The organism is Serratia bockelmannii (assembly GCF_051803255.1).
Taxonomy (GTDB): domain Bacteria; phylum Pseudomonadota; class Gammaproteobacteria; order Enterobacterales; family Enterobacteriaceae; genus Serratia; species Serratia bockelmannii.
Genome location: NZ_CP196512.1, coordinates 1593280 through 1611719, shown reverse-complemented (window position 1 = coordinate 1611719; position 18440 = coordinate 1593280). Strand labels below are relative to the sequence as shown.

Below are 18440 nucleotides of genomic sequence, written 5' to 3'. Positions count from 1 at the left end.
ATATAAAAATTTAAACACCACCCGGTATTTTAAACCGGGTGGTCGGCATAGTTGCTAATCAGTTTTTCGATGATTTATAACTGTAATCATAATAATCATACCCATAACTATAATAGTTAGATGATTTTCTGACAACAGCATTGAGTATAACACCTTTTATTTCTACGCCATTTTGGTTGAGACGTTTTATACTGATCTCAACTTCTTTGGCAGTGTTTTGCTCAAACTTTGCAACCATTAATGACGTGCCCGCCTGTTTACCAACAATAGCTGCATCGGTTACTGCCAGAATAGGGGGGGTATCAACAACAACGAGATCATAATGCTTTGATGCCCATGTAAGAAGCTCAGGGAAACGATTGTGCATCAGCAGCTCAGATGGATTTGGAGGAACGATTCCCCGAGCTATGAAGTCAAAATTATTCGCTTTTTTGATGATACTATCGACGGTCAATTTACCAGATAGAACATCTGACAACCCATTTTTTCCATCAATCCCCAACAACTCGTGCGCATACCCTTTACGCATATCACAGTCAATGAAAAGCACTCTTGTTCCAGTCTGAGCGACAACAGCCGCCAGGTTTGCGCTTATAAATGTCTTACCAATCCCAGGACTTGCACCTGAGATCATAAGTATATTATTTTTAGCCTCCATCATTGCAAAATGCAGGCTAGTTCTCAGACTCCGAATAGCTTCAATTGCTAAATCAGCTGGATTACCAAATGCTAGCAACGTATTTGAGTCTGCATTTCTATTTTTATTTTTTGCCGTAAACTCTTGATCTCGCTTACGCTGCCACTCTGAAAGAGGTACACTTGCATAAACGTTAACACCAATACTCTCCAACTCCTCTGGATTTTCAATACCGCGGTGTAAATAGGCTCTGATCAACACATAGAAGACTGAAAGAATAATACCGAAGAAGAAACTTAGGAAAAGTATAACTGCCTTCTGTGGTTTCACAGGATCTTCTTGAGTAATTGCTGAATCTATAATCCTTACATTCCCGACTTTGCTGGCTTTTGAAATATTCAGCTCTTGCTCTTTGTTCAGTAATTGCATGTAAACTTCTTGCCCTGATTTAACATCACGGCTAAGGCGCAATATTTCCTGCTGTGTTTGCGGCATTCCATTGATTCGCTTATTGAGTTTATCCTTCTCAATCTCCAGAGTCTTGCGTTTCTCCAGTAATGCCCTATATGATGGATGTTCTTTGGTATATAGCTTAGAGATCTCAGCTTCTTTAAATGTCAGCTCGTTTAGTTGTGTATCGACTGAGACAATCGAATCTAAGACTGACTTCGCCTCAAGAGAAAGGTCAACAGATTCATTCTTCTGTCTGAATTTATTTAATTTATCTTCGGCAGTATCAAGAGAGACTCGTACTTTAGGCAGCTGCACTCGTAGAAAATCTAAACTTTTCGCATCTTCTTCTGACTTTCTCTGAACATTCTGATAAACATAGTTCTGCAGAATACTATTTAGTGTTGCTTCAACTTTGGCGGGGTCACTCCCTGTTAAAGTTAGACCAAGTACCCCGGTGTCTTTACCTTTGTCGACAACATTGTATCTGTCCAAAAGCCCACTGAATGCTTTTTGTTCAGATTGTTTTGTTATAGAAAATACTGTATCCGGCTTAGCGTCAATACGGTTGACTAAAATGGTATTACCATCGATCGTTAGTACGTTCCCCACCTTTCCCTGTACAGACTTCCCATCTCCCAAAGACACGGTAAAATCATTTTTATTCAATACGACAAGTTCTAAATGAGAATCGCTATTCCACGAATCTGATGGAATAAACTCTGCCACATCTAAGTTTGATACCGGCTGCCCCGTCAGGCGGGCTATGCCTTTCCCTATAAACGGAAAATGCTTTTCTTTAACGATTGTTCTCAAGTTCAGATCATCAATCGTTTTGTTCAAAATCATTCTCGATTTAAGCAACTCAATTTCTGGAGCGGCTTCAGGTTGCCCATTAGGCAAGATTTGCGAGATATTACTCAGTAAAGAGCTACCCACATTTCGCTCTACTTGCACTATTGCATCAGCCCGATAAATCGGAGTTGCGAATAGACTATAAGTAATACCAAGTGCGATAAACACGGAGGTAACGCCTATAATGAGCCAGCGGTTATCTAACAGCTCCCCAAATAGACGCCCCAGATCAATTTCTTCGGTTTTATCACTTCCTGAAAGATTCACACGGTTCTTTTCTGACATTGGAAATCCTGGCTATCTATCGATTTAGTGCTTGCGCCCATTTTTGGGCGGACTCATCGAGAATATCATACACAAACTCAAATGCTTCTCGGCTTTTTCGGTAAGGATCGGCTATTTCTTTCTGATTTAACCAGTGGCCGAATAGCATTGTCTTTCCCCTGACTTCGGGGGCTAAGCGGCATACGGCATCAATGTGTGCCTTTTCCATGACCAAAATAAGATCATACTCTTTACACATAGAACTAGTTAATTGCTTACCTAGATGATCTTTCAAGCTTAGGCCATGCTTTTGCGCTACAATTTCAGCACTTTCATCTGCGGGTTTGTCTACTAGCGCCCCAATACCTGCCGATGAAATTTTTCTATCCGGTAAGAGCTGTTTTAGTAAACGCTCTCCAGTTGGAGAGCGACAGATATTTCCTACACAAACCACCAAGATTGAATCAAACATTTGTTAATTCCACTGTTTGATAAACCGTACAGTTTCGGTCATATCGTGAACACCAGTTATTGTCGGTACCAATTGCATTACCACGCGATTCCAGCGTACTACAGGTGCCGTTGTCACATAGACGATATCGTAGGGTTGCAACTGGAACTCTGTGCCCATAACAAGTGCAGAAGCATCAGAGGCGTTCAATTGATAAATATTAGCAATCTTCTTCCCTTCACTTCCACGTAGAGGTCGAATAACGAAGACACCCGTTGCATCAGACATTGCCTGATCCATCCCCTCCGCATTACCCAATGCTTCGGTTAAGGTCATCCCGCTCCGATCCATGCGTAGTGTCGACTGCTTTTTCACTTCACCCATGACGAATACTTTCAGATCGTCATTGCGTGGAATATACAGAATATCGCCCGGGTACAGTAAATGGTTCTGCGTGAGGTCACCCTTCTGCATTAATGCCTGCAGGGATATACGGTGCTCTTTGCCATTATGCGTTAATACCACGTTTCGCCAGTCCGCGTTAGCACTCAGCCCCCCCGCAGCATTCACTGCGTCCATAATCGTCAATGGGACGTTAGTGATTGGTTGCTGACCAGATTTCTCGACCTCACCAGTTACATAAACTTTCTGTGAACGGAAAGCGGCGATGCTAACGTCAACTTGCGGGCTCTCGATATACTGAGCGAGACGGCCGGCAATGTCACTACGCACCTGACTGACGGTCTTTCCTGCAACTTTCACTTTGCCAATGTACGGGTAGAAAATAGTCCCGTCTGAGTTGACCCAGTTACCGGTATCACTAGCACTGCGGTATTGTCCCGCCGGCGTCGTCAGCTCCGGGTGATCCCATACGGTTACCATCAGCACATCACCGACGCCAATACGATACTCGTAGTTTTGCAACTCGCGTTCTAACGAAGAATTAGGCTGCGCAACCACTGGTTTCGCTCGTAGTTTATCGATTAGACCAGGCGTCATTGGGTAAATATTGACCAACTTATCAAGATCAAAATCACTATCTTGCTGTTTTACGACGTCTTTACCACTGGTTGAAAGATGAGAGCCCGGCACGATAGTACAGCCGCTAACTACACTGATAGATACCAGAAGCGGTATCAGTTTCCATTGTTTTTTTGCCATCGAGTTATCATCACTTTCAAAGTAAAAAATGCATGTAATGCCAAGCCCCGAGCCAACCATGGCACCTACTGCGGCACTCAGCAAAATGTGTTATCAATGTTCGCGCGAAGACATCCTAAAACGCACTTTCATTGAGCAAGCGTTGAATTCAGATTTGGTAGACTCAATTCCTTGGAGCATTATTGCATAGTTCCTAAAGAAAAAAGAGCAGCCAAAGCTCTGTCGTTTTGGCCTGAACTTAGCAGCAACTGGCTGAGTATTGTTCCAAATCTGTCTTAAAGAAAATTGATGAACTTTACAGGGAGAGCTGCTCTGCCCATTCACGGAAAGCTTTACCCTGCGTAGGATGGCGCAATCCGTAAGTCACGAATGCCCGCAGATAGCCCATCTTCTCACCGCAATTGAACGACTCACCAACCAATTCAGTGGCCTCTACTATTTGCTGCTGAGTCAGCTCAGCAATAGCATCTGTCAGCTGAATGCGTCCCCAAGCGCCCGGCTCAATTTTCTCGAGAATAGGCCAAATATCCGCAGATAGCACATATCGCCCAACGGCTGAGTAGTTTGATTTTAGCGGAACATCGCGGCCCGGCTTCTCGATTATTGAACTGATACGTGAAGAATCGCCAGGTTGCAGTGCGTTATTCTCACATTCGACAACAGAATACTCACGCAGAGTATGCTCGTCGACCGTTTGAACCAGTATCTGGCTATGGCCCGTTTCTTCGAAACGAGAAATAAGATGTGGCAAATTATCTTTTCTCAGGTCAGCCTTGGCATCGTCAAGCAAAACATCTGGCAACAGAACAACAAATGGCGAATCACCGACCAACGGTTTAGCGCAGAGAACGGCATGTCCCAGTCCTTTTGGTTGCCCCTGGCGAATGTGCATCAGCGTCACGCCTTTTGGCGTTATCGACTGCACTTCATCCAACAGCTGCCGCTTCACACGGACCTCCAGCATCGCCTCCAGCTCGAATGAGGTATCGAAATGGTTTTCGATGGCGTTCTTGGAAGAATGCGTCACCAGGATGATCTCTTTGATCCCTGCCGCGACGCATTCGTTGACAATGTATTGAATCAACGGTTTATCAACGATTGGCAACATCTCTTTCGGAATCGCTTTGGTTGCCGGCAGCATGCGCATGCCCAATCCGGCAACGGGAATAACCGCTTTCAACTTCGTCATGGTAAACCTCATTCATTCTTGTGTTCGCTCTCAGCCGCGGTGGCGACAACCTGTTACTTTCCCAACGTCTGCTTCAACCAGTGGCTGAAATTCTCACCTTCCGAACCGTGACGCAGACCATATTGCACAAACGCCTTCATATAACCAAGCTTGTCACCGCAATCATGGGATTTACCGCTCATATGGAACGCTTCCACCGTTTGCTCTTTCATCAACATCGCGATCGCGTCGGTCAGTTGAATCTCGTCGCCTGCGCCAGGAGCGGTCTTTTCAAGCAGCGGCCAAATTTCTGCTGAAAGTACATACCGGCCGACAACCGCTAAATTGGAAGGTGCATCCTCACGGGCCGGCTTCTCAACCACCGCCGTCATCGGTGCGCTTTCTCCAGCAGCTATCGTCGCGCCTGCGCAATCTACCACACCATATTTGGACACATCTTGTTCCGGCACCGGTTCAACCATGATTTGGCTATAACCCGTATCATCAAAACGTTGAATCATTTTAGCCAGATTTTCTTTACGCAAATCCGCCGTAGAATCATCCAATAAAACATCGGGTAACAGCACAACGAAAGGAGAATCACCCACCATTGGTTTGGCGCAAAGCACCGCATGCCCCAACCCTTTCGCCTGTCCCTGACGCACCTGCATCACGGTAACATCCGGCGGACAAATACTTTGCACTTCACTCAGGAGCTGACGCTTCACGCGCGCTTCGAGCATGGCCTCCAGCTCAAAAGAAGTGTCAAAATGGTTTTCAATCGCGTTTTTCGATGAATGCGTGACCAATACGATATCTTTAATCCCCGCCGCGACGCATTCAGCAACAATGTACTGGATTAAGGGCTTATCGACCACGGGCAACATTTCTTTAGGAATAGCCTTGGTCGCTGGCAACATACGGGTTCCCAAGCCCGCAACGGGGATCACTGCCTTAAGTCTTGTTTGCATTTTCATTCCAATTCATCGTAGCGCTGCACTCACCTGTGCAGCGTGAACAAGGGGATTCAATCAGGCACGCTACCGCCCTTGGCTTGCAGCTACCAAAGTACTGTATTGACGCATCCACCCACGTCATTGTATGAGCCAGTAATTTTTATGCAAAACGGCACTCATTCTTCGTTTGAACTGTCATGCTGTTCACAAAAAAATAAAAAAATCGGTGCCTTTATAACCAAACGATGTTAGTTACTGCCGTTATATGACTAAGATTCTTATACTAATGCCTAAGTGATACAAGCCTTAGATCCCCCCAGCCAGCCGTTTTCAGAATAAGACTACTCATGCCACATACCGATAAGAATCATAGTTGAAGAAAATTGTTTTAATATTTTGATTTAAATATATTTAATAAGACGTTTCTTTTCTGAGCGCATGGCATCCCGGCAGATATTTGCTCCCTCGGCCCTTGATTCCTTGGGCCACTCGGCGCCGATCGATGTTTACGGCAATACGCCTGTGCTGATCCACGTCCTCCCGATTAAAGTTGAATTTTGCCGCCTCAACGCCCATCATTCCCGTGCGGCATAAGCCGTAGAACTTACAGGTGAAATTGGGCGTATGGAATGGATCGCTGATCCAACAATTTGGGCCGGCCTGGCCACTTTGGTCGTGCTGGAAATCGTGCTGGGTATAGACAACCTTGTCTTCATCGCCATTCTGGCGGACAAACTACCGAAACAACAACGAGATAAGGCCCGTGTCGTCGGTCTGTTGCTGGCGCTGGTCATGCGTCTGGCTCTGCTCGCCTCCATATCGTGGCTGGCGACGCTGACCAAACCGATGTTCATCGTCGCGGAGCACCCCTTCAGCGGCCGCGATCTGATCATGCTGGTCGGCGGGATATTCCTGCTGTTCAAAGCCACCATGGAGCTCAATGAGCGGCTGGAAGGCAAGGATGAAGAGCAGCATGGCGCGCGCAAAGGCGCACGTTTCTGGCCGGTCGTGGCGCAGATCGTGGTGCTGGACGCCGTCTTCTCGCTCGACTCGGTGATCACCGCGGTCGGCATGGTCGATCATCTGGCGGTGATGATGATCGCGGTCTGCATCGCCATCGGCCTGATGCTGCTGGCCAGCAAGCCGTTGACGCGCTTCGTCAACGCTCACCCGACTATCGTTATCCTGTGCCTGAGCTTCCTGCTGATGATTGGCTTTAGCCTGGTGGCGGAGGGCTTCGGCTATCATATTCCGAAAGGCTACCTCTACGCAGCGATCGGCTTCTCGGTAATGATCGAGGCGCTCAACCAGCTGGCGCAGTTCAACCGCCGTCGCTTCCTGTCAAAGGTGCGGCCACTGCGCGAACGCACCGCCGAGGCGGTGTTGCGTATGCTGAGCGGCAAACATGAAGAAGCAGAGGTCGACAGCCACTCCGCCAACCTGCTGGCCGATAGCGACAGCGAAAGCGGCGAGATCTTCAATCAGCAGGAACGGCGCATGATCGAACGCGTACTCGGCATGGCGCAGCGCACGGTCAGCAGCATCATGACCTCGCGTCACGACGTCGAATACCTTGAGCTAAACGATCCGCAGGAGAAGCTGACGCAGTTGCTGGAACGTAATCAGCACACGCGCATCGTGGTGGTGGAAAGCAGCGCCAGCGACGAACCGCTGGGCGTTATCCATACTATCGACGTCCTCAAACAGCAATTGGCGCAGGCGCCGCTGGATCTGCGCGCGCTGATACGTCAACCGCTGATCTTCCCGGAGCAGCTCACGCTGTTAAGTGCCCTGGAACAATTCCGTCAGGCGCAGACGCACTTTGCCTTTGTGGTTGATGAGTTCGGCTCCGTCGAAGGCATCGTCACCCTGACGGACGTGATGGAAACCATCGCCGGTAACCTGCCGGAGGCCGGCGAAGAGGTGGACGCACGCCACGACATTCAGCAAAACGAGGACGGCAGCTGGATCGCCAACGGCTATATGCCGCTGGAAGATCTGGTGCTGTACCTGCCGATGCCGCTGGAAGAAAAGCGCGAATACCACACGCTGGCGGGGCTGCTGATGGAGCACAGCCAGCGTGTGCCGCAAGAAGGCGAGCAAATCAGAATCGGTGACTACCTGTTCGAACCGCTGGAGGTCAACAGCCACCGTATCCTGAAGGTGAAGATCACCCCGCCGCCTCCACCGGAGGACTACGAGGTTTAGCATTGAGGCCGGGCATCCCCCGGCCTTTCTTTTACTGGGGAACCAGCAGTTCCGTCGCCACGATCACCACCACCAGCCCGACAATCACTGGCACCGAAGTGCGTTTTACCACGTCGAACGGCGAGATTTTCGCCATGCCGGAAACCGCTACCACCACACCGGAGACCGGTGACAGCGTGCGGCCGAGGTTAGACGCCTGCAGCATCGGGATCACCAGATAGGCCGGATTCACGCCCATCTGCGCCGCCAGTTTCGGGATCAGTTCGACAAACGCATAGAACGGCGCATTGCCGGAACCGGTGGTCATGGCCGCCAGCATGGTGATCACCACCAGCACCAGCATCATGATCAAACCGCCGGTGCCAAACGACTGCGCAAGGCCAATCAGCCCGCTGATAAAGCCGACGGTACTCAGCCCCTGCGCGAAGACACCCGCGGCCACCAGCAACATCACCACGCTGGCAAAAGCATCCGCCATGCCGCGATAGGCTACCTCCAGGCCGCTGAACACTTGTTTGGCGCTGAAGCTGCGCGCAAACTCGATCACGGCCGCCAGCAGCATGCACCCTACCAGCACGGTAATGATGTGCAGCTCCGGCCCCCATTTTCCGTCGAAGATCAGCACGCCAAGGATCGGCGTAAACGGCAATATCGCGTAGAACCCCGGCGCATGCGTTTTGATTTCGCTGACGTCCATGATGTGATGCTGTTCATTGTTCTTTTTGTCGAGGTAGCGCTGCCAGAAAAAGTGCGCCACGGCCATACAGACGATGGCGGCAATCGAGATAGGCAGCGTGGTTTTGAACGCAAAGTCCACCAGCGGCATCTCCGCCGCCTTGGCTGCCAGCACCACGTCGCCGGAGGTCGGTGCCAGAATAATCGCCGCCGGCGAAGCGCAAATGGCCGCCGCCGCCCCGCGGCTAATGCCGACGTTCACCATCAATGGGAACAGCGTCGCCATCAGCAATACGCCGAGGCCGGTGGCGGAAGAGACCGCCAATGACATCAGGCAAGCGACAAAGTATGCCGCCACCATCAGCAGATAAGGCGAGTTGATCATCTGCAACGGGCGCGAGGCCAGCTTGACCACCACGTCGTTAGCGCCGATATGCGTCATGTACGCGGCAAAGCCGCACAGCATCATGATCATCATGCCCAGATCGCCGCCACGGCTCATCAGCAAAATCTTGACGTATTCGATCATGTCGGTCGCGCGCCAGCCGGTTGAGGTGGCGCCGGACGGCAACAGCGTTTTCCCCATCAGGGCACTGATGCCGAGCAGCAGCAGCCCCCCCACCAACAAAACGCCGGTAGCGGAATATCCCTTGATGATGTAACGGCCCACGCCCGCCGCGACTGCGGCGCCAATAAGAAGCTCTATCATGTTTCCTCAACTCGTCATGTTTTCGCGCTCAGGCGCATAGTCATAGCAGAACAGCCCTTACTCTGCACAAACTGCGCGCGAGCCTTCATGACCTTCATCAAGGTAACGGAGAGAAATTACCGCGGGAATCTCGATATTGACGCGGGCCACAATGTGGCCCGCGTCGTAGGGATTACAGTTTGTCGAGCAGCTTCTTCAGATCCTGGCCTTCGCGCGAATCCTTGTTCTTTTCAGCCCACTTGTTCAACGCATCCTTGGCCCGATCCTGCAGCGTTTTTCGCAGCACTTGATCGACTTGCAGTTGATAATTCAGCTGTTGCCAAGGCCCGTAAACCCGCAGCGGAATCGGCGTTTTTTGCAGTTGTTCGATCAGCTCGCCGCGCCCTTGCCATCCGCCGGTGACGCGCACGTTAAGCGCCATATCGCACTGCTTGCCCGGCATATCGATGCTGCCGGCGCCGGTCAGCGCCAGCAAAGGAGAATCCGCCGTCAGACCGCTGAGCTTGACCGTGCCTTGATTCAGGCTGGCCTGCGCAGAGACGCTTTTGACCTCGGTATAGCGCTGATAGCTGTCTTGCCCGCGCACGCTGTTTTCGTTGCGCGCCACCGCCTGTTGGATCAGTTGCTGAATGTTCAGGCCGTGCAACTGCGCATCCTGCATCGCCAGCTGCGCCGTACCGCGCCAGCGGTGCTCAAATGACTGTGAAGAAAGACGATCGCCGGTCAGATCCCCTTTCATGCTGAATTTGCCGGTCAGCATCTGCGGCATGTCGAAGGCTTTGAGCACCGTGCCGAGTTCAACCTGGTTCAACGTCGGCTGCACGCTGATCACCGGTTTATTACCGCGCGCGTCCAGCGAGCCCGGCAAGGAGAAATCACCGCCGGCCAATTGCCCGACAAGTTTATGCAGCGTCAGTAGGCCGCGTTGATTATCCGCCGCGACGGCTAACTGGGTAACGTTCATACCGCGGTAGGTCAACTGCGCCGCCTGCAGATTCAACTGTGCATTGAAATTGCGCAGCGCTTCCAGGTTCTGCTGCCGATCGTCAACCTGGCTGGCGATCACCGGCGCGGCGGTCACGGCGGACTGCTCGGCGGTATTAGTGCTGGATTGCCAACCGGAAAGCGCGTCGAGATCGAGATTAGCCGAATTCAGATTCACCACATAGCCAGGCACCGTCCCGAGGCTGGCGCTGATATCGCCGGCCAATTGGCTGTTATTGGCACTGACGTTCAGTTGGCTGATGGCAATCTGCGCTGGCGTGTGCTGATAGACCACCTGTGCATTGCCCTCTCCCTGAATACCGCCATTAAGAATATCCGCGCCCACCAGTTGGTAATTGAACTGAGTCACTTTGGCGCCGATCTGGCGTGGGAACTGCTGTAGATCGACATCGGCCGCCATGCTGAAGGTCAGGTCACGCTGATCGCGGTTAACCCGACTGGAAAGTTCCAGCTGCGCCTGCCGTTTCTCCGTTTGTTGCAGAGTGAGATTGATATCCCGGACATTGATTTGCTCGTTGTCGGCGCGCTGCCAAACCAGCAGGCTGTCCACGACCCGTAGGTTGTCGATATCGAACTTCCAGGCCGCGTCTGCCGCGTCAGTACCGCTACCGGCGGGTGCGATCGGGGCGTCCACCTGAGAGTGCTCTTCACTGTCGGGCGTGAGGCGAATGACGGCATTTTTCAGCATCACCTGTTTAACAAACAGCTGATGCGACAATAGAGGCAATAGTTTGACATCGAGGCGCATGTTTTCCGCGCTCACTACCGGCGCCTTGGCACCCGGCGCGGTCAGCGTCATGCGCCCGGCCAGAATGCTGAGCTGTGGCCAGATATGCCAACGTAGGTCGCCTTCGAGCGTCAGTTGGTAGCCGCTCTTCTGTTCGACCTTTTTGACCATGTAACCGCGAAAATCATTCGGATTGACCAGCAGTACCAGCGCGGACATCCCCGCCACCACGACCACCAATAAAATCGCCAATGTCGTCAGTAATCTTCTCATGCCACCCTCTTGTCAGCGCCACACCGACGGTGCATCCCGCGCCGTTAGTCCTTGTCGATTCGACTGGCTACTGCGCCCTGCTGATCGCGATATTTTGCGTCCTGCCGGCTGTTATAAGGCCGGGCCGCCGGGCCGGACAACGGCTCAAAGCTCAAGGCGCCAATCAGCATCCCCGGCCGCAGCGCCAGCGGCAACTTGCCGGAGTTGTAAAACTCCAGCACGATGCGCCCATGCCAGCCCGGATCGATACGGTGCGCAGTGACGTGTACCATCAGCCCCAGGCGCGCCAGAGAAGAACGGCCGTCGAGCCACCCCACGAGATCGTCCGGCAACGTCACGGATTCGAACGTCACCGCCAGGGCCAGCTCGCCGGGATGAAGGAAGAACGCCTCGCCTTCCGGCAGGACAATCTCGTCGCTCATCACGCGATCCAACGCGGCGCTGACTTCGTCTTTCGGTCCGCTAAGATCGATAAAAGGCGCGGTATGGCCACTGAACACGCGGAACTGATTGCCCAAGCGGACATCTACTGTGGCCCCGTTGATGCGTTCGAGCGGCGGGCGCGGGGAAATCACCAGTTTCTCGCTATCCAGCCAGGCTTCTATATCGCGGTCACACAGTCTCATGTCTCTCTTCTCCATCAAAACGCATAACTAAACAAAAATTGCCACACAACGGGCGAAAGGTCTACGCCGGGGTGCAAATAGTTGGCCGCCGGCCGGAAATGCACATTTCCGGCCATTAAGGGGCATTATTCAAAGAATTGGCTGATTTTGGCTTTCAGAATATCGATCGCGATGCGGTTTTTGCCACCGCGCGGGACGATGATATCGGCGTATTGTTTGGAAGGTTCGATAAATTGCAGGAACATCGGGCGCACGGTCTTCTGGTATTGCGCCATCACCGAATCCATCGAGCGGCCGCGCTCGTTGACGTCGCGCTTCATGCGGCGCATCAGGCAGATATCCAATGGCGTGTCGACAAAGATCGAGAAGTTCATTTCCTGGCGCAGGCGGATATCCGTCAGCAGCAAGATCCCTTCCAGAATAATGACTTTTTTAGGTTCCAGGTGGACAGTTTCTTTCTTGCGCGTGTGTTCGGTGTAGCTGTACAGCGGCAGCTCGATCGCCTTACCGGCCTTCAGCATCTGCAGATGCTGGAACAGCAGGTTGTGATCCATGGCGCTCGGGTGGTCGTAGTTGGTTTTGACCCGTTCTTCCATGGTCAGGTGAGTCTGGTCTTTATAGTAACTGTCTTCTGGAATAACGCCGATGTGCTCATCGCCGACCTGCTCGCGGAGTTCGCGGTACAACGTGCTGGCGATAAGGCTTTTTCCGGAGGCAGATGCGCCAGCTATACCAATAATGACGCACTGATGCGGATTGTCAGTCATAAAATTAAAGACCTGATTTCATAGTGTGAAGGGGGGAACTAAAACGCGACAATTATAGGGAGTCGCCGGGGTTTGCGCCACTGTATATTGCGCGACGGCGGGCGAATTCGGGCTATCTCGTCTTATCGGTACTGCCGTATTTTAAGAATCTCACGGCTAGGGCAACGCGCGCTAACAAGATACACTCCTGCGCTGACTTATGCTCCCCCATTCCCCTTCATCGGAGATTGATGTGCTGGATTGGTATTTTCTGACTTTTTTCGGCGACAGCATGCTGCTGCTGCCCTGCGCGCTGATTCTGTTTTTGTTGCTGATCGCGTATCCCGCCACTCGCGCGGCAGGCTGGCAATGGGCGCTGATCTTCGGTTTCACCGGCGGGCTGGTCTGCCTGTCCAAACTGGCCTTTATGGGCTGGGGCATTGGTAGCGCAAGTTATGACTTCACCGGATTCAGCGGCCATTCAGCCCTCGCGGCAAGCATCTGGCCGCCATTGCTTTGGACGTTGACCGGTCGCTTTTCCCACCCCATACGTAGCATCGCTTTACTGACCGGGTGGATATTACCTTTCGCCATCGGCGTTTCGCGGCTGGAAATTCGCGTGCACTCGGTATCTGAGGTGATCAGCGGGCTGATTTTAGGCTACCTGGCCAGCGCACTGTTCCTGTGGTTGCAGCGGAGCAAAACGCGCCCGCATCTCTCTTGGCCGCACTTCGCCATCGCGCTGGCCTTGCCATTGGCGCTGATGGGACAGCGGCAGCCGGCTCCCACCCAGGGATTGCTGGAGCATATCGCCAAAACGCTGGCACAGATCGAACGTCCTTATACCCGGGCAGATTTGCACAACCCTGCCCGCATCCTATAAAAAAACCCGGCGTTTAAGCCGGGTTCTTGCATTGCGATAGGCTGATTACAGCGCGCGGAACGCAATCTCTGTCGGGATCGCCTCGCCCTGCCAATACATCTGCGCAGCCACACGGCCGGCCAATTGACGATACATGTCGGCGAATTCGCTGTCCGGTCGGCTGATCACCGTCGGCGTACCGCGATCCAGATCTTCACGCAGCGAAATATGCAACGGCATCTGCCCCAGCAGACGACTGTTGTATTTCTGCACCAGCTTCTCGGCGCCACCGGTGCCGAAAATCGGCTCATGGTGACCGCAGTTGCTGCAGATATGCACGCTCATGTTCTCCACGATGCCCAGCACCGGCACATGCACTTTCTCGAACATCACGATGCCCTTGGCGGCATCCAGCAAAGCGATATCCTGCGGGGTGGTAACCACCAGTGCGCCGGTCACCGGAATGTTCTGCGACAGCGTCAGCTGAATGTCGCCGGTACCCGGCGGCATGTCCAGCACCAGATAATCCAGATCCGGCCACAGCGTATCCTGCAACAGCTGCATCAGCGCCTTACTGGCCATCGGTCCGCGCCACACCATAGCATTGTCGTCGGTCACCAGATAGCCGATAGAGTTGGTCGCCAGGCCGTGCGCCATGATTGGTGCCATATGTTGACCGTCCGGCGAAGTCGGCCGCTCGTGTTCGGTGCCCAGCATATTGGGGATCGACGGGCCGTATATGTCGGCGTCCAGAATGCCGACCTTGGCCCCTTCGGCGACCAGCGCCAGCGCCAGGTTGACGGCGGTGGTGGATTTCCCCACCCCGCCTTTACCGGAGCTGACGGCGATGATATTGCGCACGCCTTTGATACCGGCCTGGCCGTTGGCACGCTTCAGCGTCGTGATATCGTGTTTAAGCTTCCAATCGATGGCGCTGGCGCCGGTCACGCGCAGCAGCTCGGGGCCAACGCTTGCCTGCAGCGCTTCAAAGCCGCTCAGCCAGGCAAACGGCATCGTCAGTTCGATATGCAGCACATCGTCCAGCAACGCGCAGTGATGGATAGCCTTCAATGCGGTCAGGTTGTTTTTCAACGTCGGGTGTTCAAAGGCGGCCAGTACACCGGTCACCAGGGCGCGCAGAACTTCGGGGTTGGTCTGCTCAGGGGATTTTGCGTTCATCCCGGCTCCTTGATTTTGAATGGGTAGCTTCCGGCTAAGCATATCAGAACTGCCCGGCGGCTGGCGCGTATAACCTGCAAGAAACCGCCCTAGCAGCGAAGGGCGCGATCGGTTAACATCGAAGGCCCTTTTATTCATTACAGAAAGCAAGTTCTCACTATGGCTCAAGTCGCGAAAAAATTATTGGTGACGTGCGCGCTACCGTACGCAAATGGTTCCATCCATCTCGGCCACATGCTCGAGCACATCCAGGCGAATATCTGGGTGCGTTACCAACGAATGCGCGGCCACGAAGTGCATTTCATTTGCGCGGACGACGCGCACGGCACGCCGATCATGCTGAAAGCGCAGCAGCTGGGCGTAAAACCGGAAGAAATGATCGCGCAGATGAGCCAGGAGCACCAACAGGATTTCGCCGGCTTTGGCATCAGCTATGACAACTATCACTCGACCCATAGCGATGAAAACCGTGAGCTGTCCACCCTGATTTACAGCCGCCTGAAAGAAAACGGTTTTATCAAGAACCGCACCATTTCTCAGCTGTACGATCCGGAGAAAGGCATGTTCCTGCCGGACCGTTTCGTGAAGGGCACCTGCCCGAAATGCAAATCGCCGGACCAATACGGCGACAACTGCGAAGTGTGTGGCGCCACCTACAGCCCGACGGAACTGATCGATCCGAAGTCCGTGGTTTCCGGCGCGACGCCGGTAATGCGCGACTCCGAGCACTTCTTCTTCGATCTGCCGGCCTTCAGCGAAATGCTGCAGGCGTGGACGCGCTCCGGCGCGCTGCAAGAGCAAGTGGCGAACAAGATGCAGGAGTGGTTCGAATCCGGCCTGCAGCAGTGGGACATCTCCCGCGATGCGCCTTACTTCGGCTTCGAAATCCCGGATGCGCCGGGCAAATACTTCTACGTCTGGCTGGACGCACCGATCGGCTACATGGGTTCCTTCAAGAACCTGTGCGACAAACGCGGCGATCTGGACTTCGACGAGTTCTGGCGCAAAGACGCCACCACCGAGCTCTATCACTTCATCGGCAAGGACATCGTCTACTTCCACAGCCTGTTCTGGCCGGCGATGCTGGAAGGCAGCAACTTCCGCAAACCGACCAACCTGTTCGTACACGGTTACGTGACGGTGAACGGCGCCAAGATGTCCAAGTCGCGCGGCACCTTCATCAAGGCCGGCACCTACCTGCAGCACCTCGACGCCGACTGCCTGCGCTATTACTACGCCGCCAAGCTCTCTTCACGCATTGATGACATCGATCTCAATCTGGAAGACTTCGTGCAGCGCGTGAACGCCGACATTGTCAACAAGGTGGTGAACCTCGCTTCGCGCAACGCCGGCTTTATCAACAAGCGCTTCGCCGGCAAGCTGGCCGACAGCCTGGCCGATCCGGCGTTGTACCAGACCTTCGTCGACGCGGCGCAAAGCATCGCCGAAGCTTATGCCAGCCGCGAGTTCAGCCGCGCGATCCGCGAAATCATGGCGCTGGCCGATCTGGCCAACCGTTACGTGGATGAACAGGCGCCGTGGGTGGTGGCGAAGGAAGAAGGCCGCGATGCCGATCTGCAGGCCATCTGCTCGATGGGCATCAACCTGTTCCGCGTGCTGATGACTTACCTGAAGCCGGTGCTGCCTTCGCTGACCGAACGCGCCGAAGCGTTCCTCAACGCCGAGCTGAGCTGGGACGCAATCCCGCAACCGCTGCTGGGCCACCAGGTGAACGCATTCAAAGCGCTGTTCAACCGTATCGATCTGGATAAGGTCAGCGAGATGGTCAACGCCTCGAAGGAAGACATGGCCGCCGCCAAACCGGTGACCGGTCCATTGGCCGATGATCCTATTCAGGAAACCATCACCTTCGACGACTTTGCCAAGGTAGACATGCGCATCGCTCTGATCAAGAGCGCCGACTTTGTCGAAGGCTCCGACAAGCTGCTGAAACTACAGCTGGATCTGGGCGGCGAACTGCGCCAGATCTTCTCCGGCATTCGCTCCGCTTACCCGGATCCGAAAGCGCTGGAAGGCCGTCTGACCATCATGGTCGCCAACCTGGCGCCGCGCAAAATGCGTTTCGGCGTTTCGGAAGGCATGGTGATGGCGGCGGGCCCTGGCGGGAAAGAGATCTTCCTGCTGAGCCCGGACAGCGGCGCGCAGCCTGGTATGCAGGTCAAATAACCGCACCGGTGCGTAACATCGAGGGTCGAGCTTGCTCGGCCCTTTTTTAATGTCTCAAACCCGACGTTATAAGCAGTAAGAAAAAGTCATAACCGCTCTGATTCCCTCGCCTGCCGCATCTCGCTATGATGCTCCGCAACAACAAATAGACGTCCAGACAGAAAGACTGCTATAACAGACCTTCACCGGGATCGTTTCCCTGCTTTTTGGAGCCTATAATAATGAAAAACGTCAAGACTTCGCTGCTCGCCCTCAGCCTGCTGGCTGCCCTGCCGTTGCAGGCAGCGGAAAACGCCGCCGTGCCAGCTGCCATCGCTCAGCATCAGGGGCCGGTGCGCATCGCGGTGATCCGCAACCTCGGTTCCGACGACAACACCACGCAATTTTTGGCGGGTGCCATCCAGGAAGGACGCAAGCTGGGCTTCAAGGTGGACACCTTCCTCAGCAACGGCGACGACGCGCGCTTCCAGGACTTCGTCAACCAGGCTATCAGCCAGAAATATGACGGCATCATTCTCTCACAGGGGCGAGCCCCCTATTCCACCGAGCTGGTCAAACGCATCGCGGCGGCCGGCATCGCCGTCGCGGCGTTCGATACCGACGTCAGTGGCAGCGTTCCCGGCGTCACCGTCTCGCAGCAGGACGACGCTTCGCTGGCCAACGCCTCCTTCGGCCAGTTAGTGAAGGATTTCAACGGCCAGGCCAACATCATCAAACTCTGGGTAGCCGGCTTCCCACCGATGGAACGCCGCCAGGCCGCCTATCAGCAGCTGCTGAAACAGCATCCGGGCATTCACGAGCTGGAATCGATTGGCGCGGTTTCATCCGACGTGCAGGGCGATACCGCCAACAAGGTGGGCGCGGTGCTGGCGAAATACCCGAAAGGCAAGATCGACGCCATCTGGGGCACCTGGGACGCCTTCACTCAGGGCGCTTACAAAGCGTTGAAAGAGAACGGCCGCACCGAGATCAAGCTGTACAGCATCGATATCTCCAACCAGGACTTGCAGCTGATGCGCGAAGCCGGCAGCCCGTGGCAGGTCAGCGTGGCGGTGGATCCGAAGCTTATCGGCGCAGTCAACGTGCGCCTGGTGGCCAACAAGATCGCCGGGGAAAGCACGCCGGACAGCTATCAGTTCAAAGCGACGGTCATTCCGCAGGCGCTGCTGCTGGCGCAGCCGGGGCCGGTCAACGTCGCCGGGCTGGCGAAGATCATCCCCGGCTGGGGCAGCAGCAGCGACTTCGTGCAACCGTGGTTCGCCACGCTGCAGGCCGAACACGGTAAATAATGCTGTTTTTGA

14 protein-coding genes are annotated in these 18440 nt (G+C 53.9%); 4 read left to right on the top strand and 10 right to left on the bottom strand.

Annotation, left to right across the window (positions count from 1 at the left end; genetic code table 11):
* Nucleotides 1–58: 58 nt before the first annotated feature.
* The 5 genes from wzc to galU all read right to left on the bottom strand — a co-directional run bounded on the left by wzc (nucleotide 59) and on the right by galU (nucleotide 5957).
* Nucleotides 59–2227, bottom strand: a complete 2169-nt coding sequence (gene wzc / locus ACSJLU_RS07775; protein WP_141997621.1) for a tyrosine-protein kinase Wzc — start codon at nucleotides 2225–2227, stop codon at nucleotides 59–61.
* Nucleotides 2228–2243: 16 nt separating this feature from the next.
* The gene (locus ACSJLU_RS07770) at nucleotides 2244–2678 is read right to left on the bottom strand and encodes an arsenate reductase/protein-tyrosine-phosphatase family protein (RefSeq protein ID WP_141997619.1); all 435 of its coding nucleotides are present in this window, start codon (nucleotides 2676–2678) and stop codon (nucleotides 2244–2246) included.
* Nucleotides 2679–2681: 3 nt separating this feature from the next.
* Nucleotides 2682–3818, bottom strand: a complete 1137-nt coding sequence (locus tag ACSJLU_RS07765; protein ID WP_141997617.1) for a polysaccharide export protein — start codon at nucleotides 3816–3818, stop codon at nucleotides 2682–2684.
* 295 nt (nucleotides 3819–4113) lie between these two features.
* A complete protein-coding gene (locus tag ACSJLU_RS07760; RefSeq protein ID WP_380825920.1) occupies nucleotides 4114–5007 on the bottom strand; it encodes a sugar phosphate nucleotidyltransferase in 894 nt (297 codons plus the stop codon).
* A gap of 53 nt (nucleotides 5008–5060) precedes the next feature.
* Nucleotides 5061–5957: a UTP--glucose-1-phosphate uridylyltransferase GalU gene (gene galU / locus ACSJLU_RS07755; RefSeq protein WP_049205978.1), complete on the bottom strand. Its 897-nt coding sequence runs from the start codon at nucleotides 5955–5957 to the stop codon at nucleotides 5061–5063.
* 609 nt (nucleotides 5958–6566) lie between these two features.
* Here galU and ACSJLU_RS07750 point away from each other — a divergent pair.
* Nucleotides 6567–8150: a TerC family protein gene (locus ACSJLU_RS07750; RefSeq protein WP_025302162.1), complete on the top strand. Its 1584-nt coding sequence runs from the start codon at nucleotides 6567–6569 to the stop codon at nucleotides 8148–8150.
* A gap of 31 nt (nucleotides 8151–8181) precedes the next feature.
* On the opposite strand, the gene dcuC is transcribed toward ACSJLU_RS07750, so the two are convergent.
* The 4 genes from dcuC to udk form a co-directional block, all read right to left on the bottom strand.
* The gene (dcuC, locus tag ACSJLU_RS07745; protein WP_099817592.1) at nucleotides 8182–9534 is read right to left on the bottom strand and encodes an anaerobic C4-dicarboxylate transporter DcuC; all 1353 of its coding nucleotides are present in this window, start codon (nucleotides 9532–9534) and stop codon (nucleotides 8182–8184) included.
* Nucleotides 9535–9706: 172 nt separating this feature from the next.
* The gene (gene asmA, locus ACSJLU_RS07740; RefSeq protein WP_380825917.1) at nucleotides 9707–11539 is read right to left on the bottom strand and encodes an outer membrane assembly protein AsmA; all 1833 of its coding nucleotides are present in this window, start codon (nucleotides 11537–11539) and stop codon (nucleotides 9707–9709) included.
* A 44-nt stretch (nucleotides 11540–11583) separates the two neighbouring features.
* Nucleotides 11584–12165, bottom strand: a complete 582-nt coding sequence (dcd, locus tag ACSJLU_RS07735) for a dCTP deaminase (protein ID WP_019454407.1) — start codon at nucleotides 12163–12165, stop codon at nucleotides 11584–11586.
* Nucleotides 12166–12290: 125 nt separating this feature from the next.
* Nucleotides 12291–12932 carry a uridine kinase gene (gene udk, locus ACSJLU_RS07730; RefSeq protein WP_004938922.1) on the bottom strand — a complete coding sequence of 214 codons (642 nt, stop codon included), beginning with the start codon at nucleotides 12930–12932 and terminating at the stop codon, nucleotides 12291–12293.
* A 232-nt stretch (nucleotides 12933–13164) separates the two neighbouring features.
* Between udk and ACSJLU_RS07725 the strand changes: the two genes are divergently transcribed.
* Nucleotides 13165–13794, top strand: coding sequence for a phosphatase PAP2 family protein (locus tag ACSJLU_RS07725; protein WP_060447533.1), 630 nt, complete (start codon nucleotides 13165–13167; stop codon nucleotides 13792–13794).
* A 45-nt stretch (nucleotides 13795–13839) separates the two neighbouring features.
* Here the strand turns inward: ACSJLU_RS07725 and apbC are convergent, their stop codons facing one another.
* Nucleotides 13840–14952, bottom strand: a complete 1113-nt coding sequence (apbC, locus tag ACSJLU_RS07720; protein ID WP_043142439.1) for an iron-sulfur cluster carrier protein ApbC — start codon at nucleotides 14950–14952, stop codon at nucleotides 13840–13842.
* A 159-nt stretch (nucleotides 14953–15111) separates the two neighbouring features.
* Here apbC and metG point away from each other — a divergent pair, with 159 nt between their 5' ends.
* Both metG and ACSJLU_RS07710 read left to right on the top strand, forming a co-directional pair.
* Nucleotides 15112–17139 (top strand): methionine--tRNA ligase, encoded by a 2028-nt coding sequence (metG, locus tag ACSJLU_RS07715; RefSeq protein ID WP_439041072.1) that lies wholly within the window; start codon nucleotides 15112–15114, stop codon nucleotides 17137–17139.
* 221 nt (nucleotides 17140–17360) lie between these two features.
* Nucleotides 17361–18428 (top strand): sugar ABC transporter substrate-binding protein, encoded by a 1068-nt coding sequence (locus tag ACSJLU_RS07710; protein WP_049205821.1) that lies wholly within the window; start codon nucleotides 17361–17363, stop codon nucleotides 18426–18428.
* The last annotated feature ends 12 nt before the right edge of the window (nucleotides 18429–18440 follow it).

Bases quoted from the DNA above. Each gene is read 5' to 3' on its own strand.
- wzc (WP_141997621.1), bottom strand. From the start codon at position 2,227: ATGTCAGAAAAGAACCGTGTGAATCTTTCAGGAAGTGATAAAACCGAA.
- ACSJLU_RS07770 (WP_141997619.1), bottom strand. From the start codon at position 2,678: ATGTTTGATTCAATCTTGGTGGTTTGTGTAGGAAATATCTGTCGCTCT.
- ACSJLU_RS07765 (WP_141997617.1), bottom strand. From the start codon at position 3,818: ATGGCAAAAAAACAATGGAAACTGATACCGCTTCTGGTATCTATCAGT.
- ACSJLU_RS07760 (WP_380825920.1), bottom strand. From the start codon at position 5,007: ATGACGAAGTTGAAAGCGGTTATTCCCGTTGCCGGATTGGGCATGCGC.
- galU (WP_049205978.1), bottom strand. From the start codon at position 5,957: ATGCAAACAAGACTTAAGGCAGTGATCCCCGTTGCGGGCTTGGGAACC.
- ACSJLU_RS07750 (WP_025302162.1), top strand. From the start codon at position 6,567: ATGGAATGGATCGCTGATCCAACAATTTGGGCCGGCCTGGCCACTTTG.
- dcuC (WP_099817592.1), bottom strand. From the start codon at position 9,534: ATGATAGAGCTTCTTATTGGCGCCGCAGTCGCGGCGGGCGTGGGCCGT.
- asmA (WP_380825917.1), bottom strand. From the start codon at position 11,539: ATGAGAAGATTACTGACGACATTGGCGATTTTATTGGTGGTCGTGGTG.
- dcd (WP_019454407.1), bottom strand. From the start codon at position 12,165: ATGAGACTGTGTGACCGCGATATAGAAGCCTGGCTGGATAGCGAGAAA.
- udk (WP_004938922.1), bottom strand. From the start codon at position 12,932: ATGACTGACAATCCGCATCAGTGCGTCATTATTGGTATAGCTGGCGCA.
- apbC (WP_043142439.1), bottom strand. From the start codon at position 14,952: ATGAACGCAAAATCCCCTGAGCAGACCAACCCCGAAGTTCTGCGCGCC.
- metG (WP_439041072.1), top strand. From the start codon at position 15,112: ATGGCTCAAGTCGCGAAAAAATTATTGGTGACGTGCGCGCTACCGTAC.
- ACSJLU_RS07710 (WP_049205821.1), top strand. From the start codon at position 17,361: ATGAAAAACGTCAAGACTTCGCTGCTCGCCCTCAGCCTGCTGGCTGCC.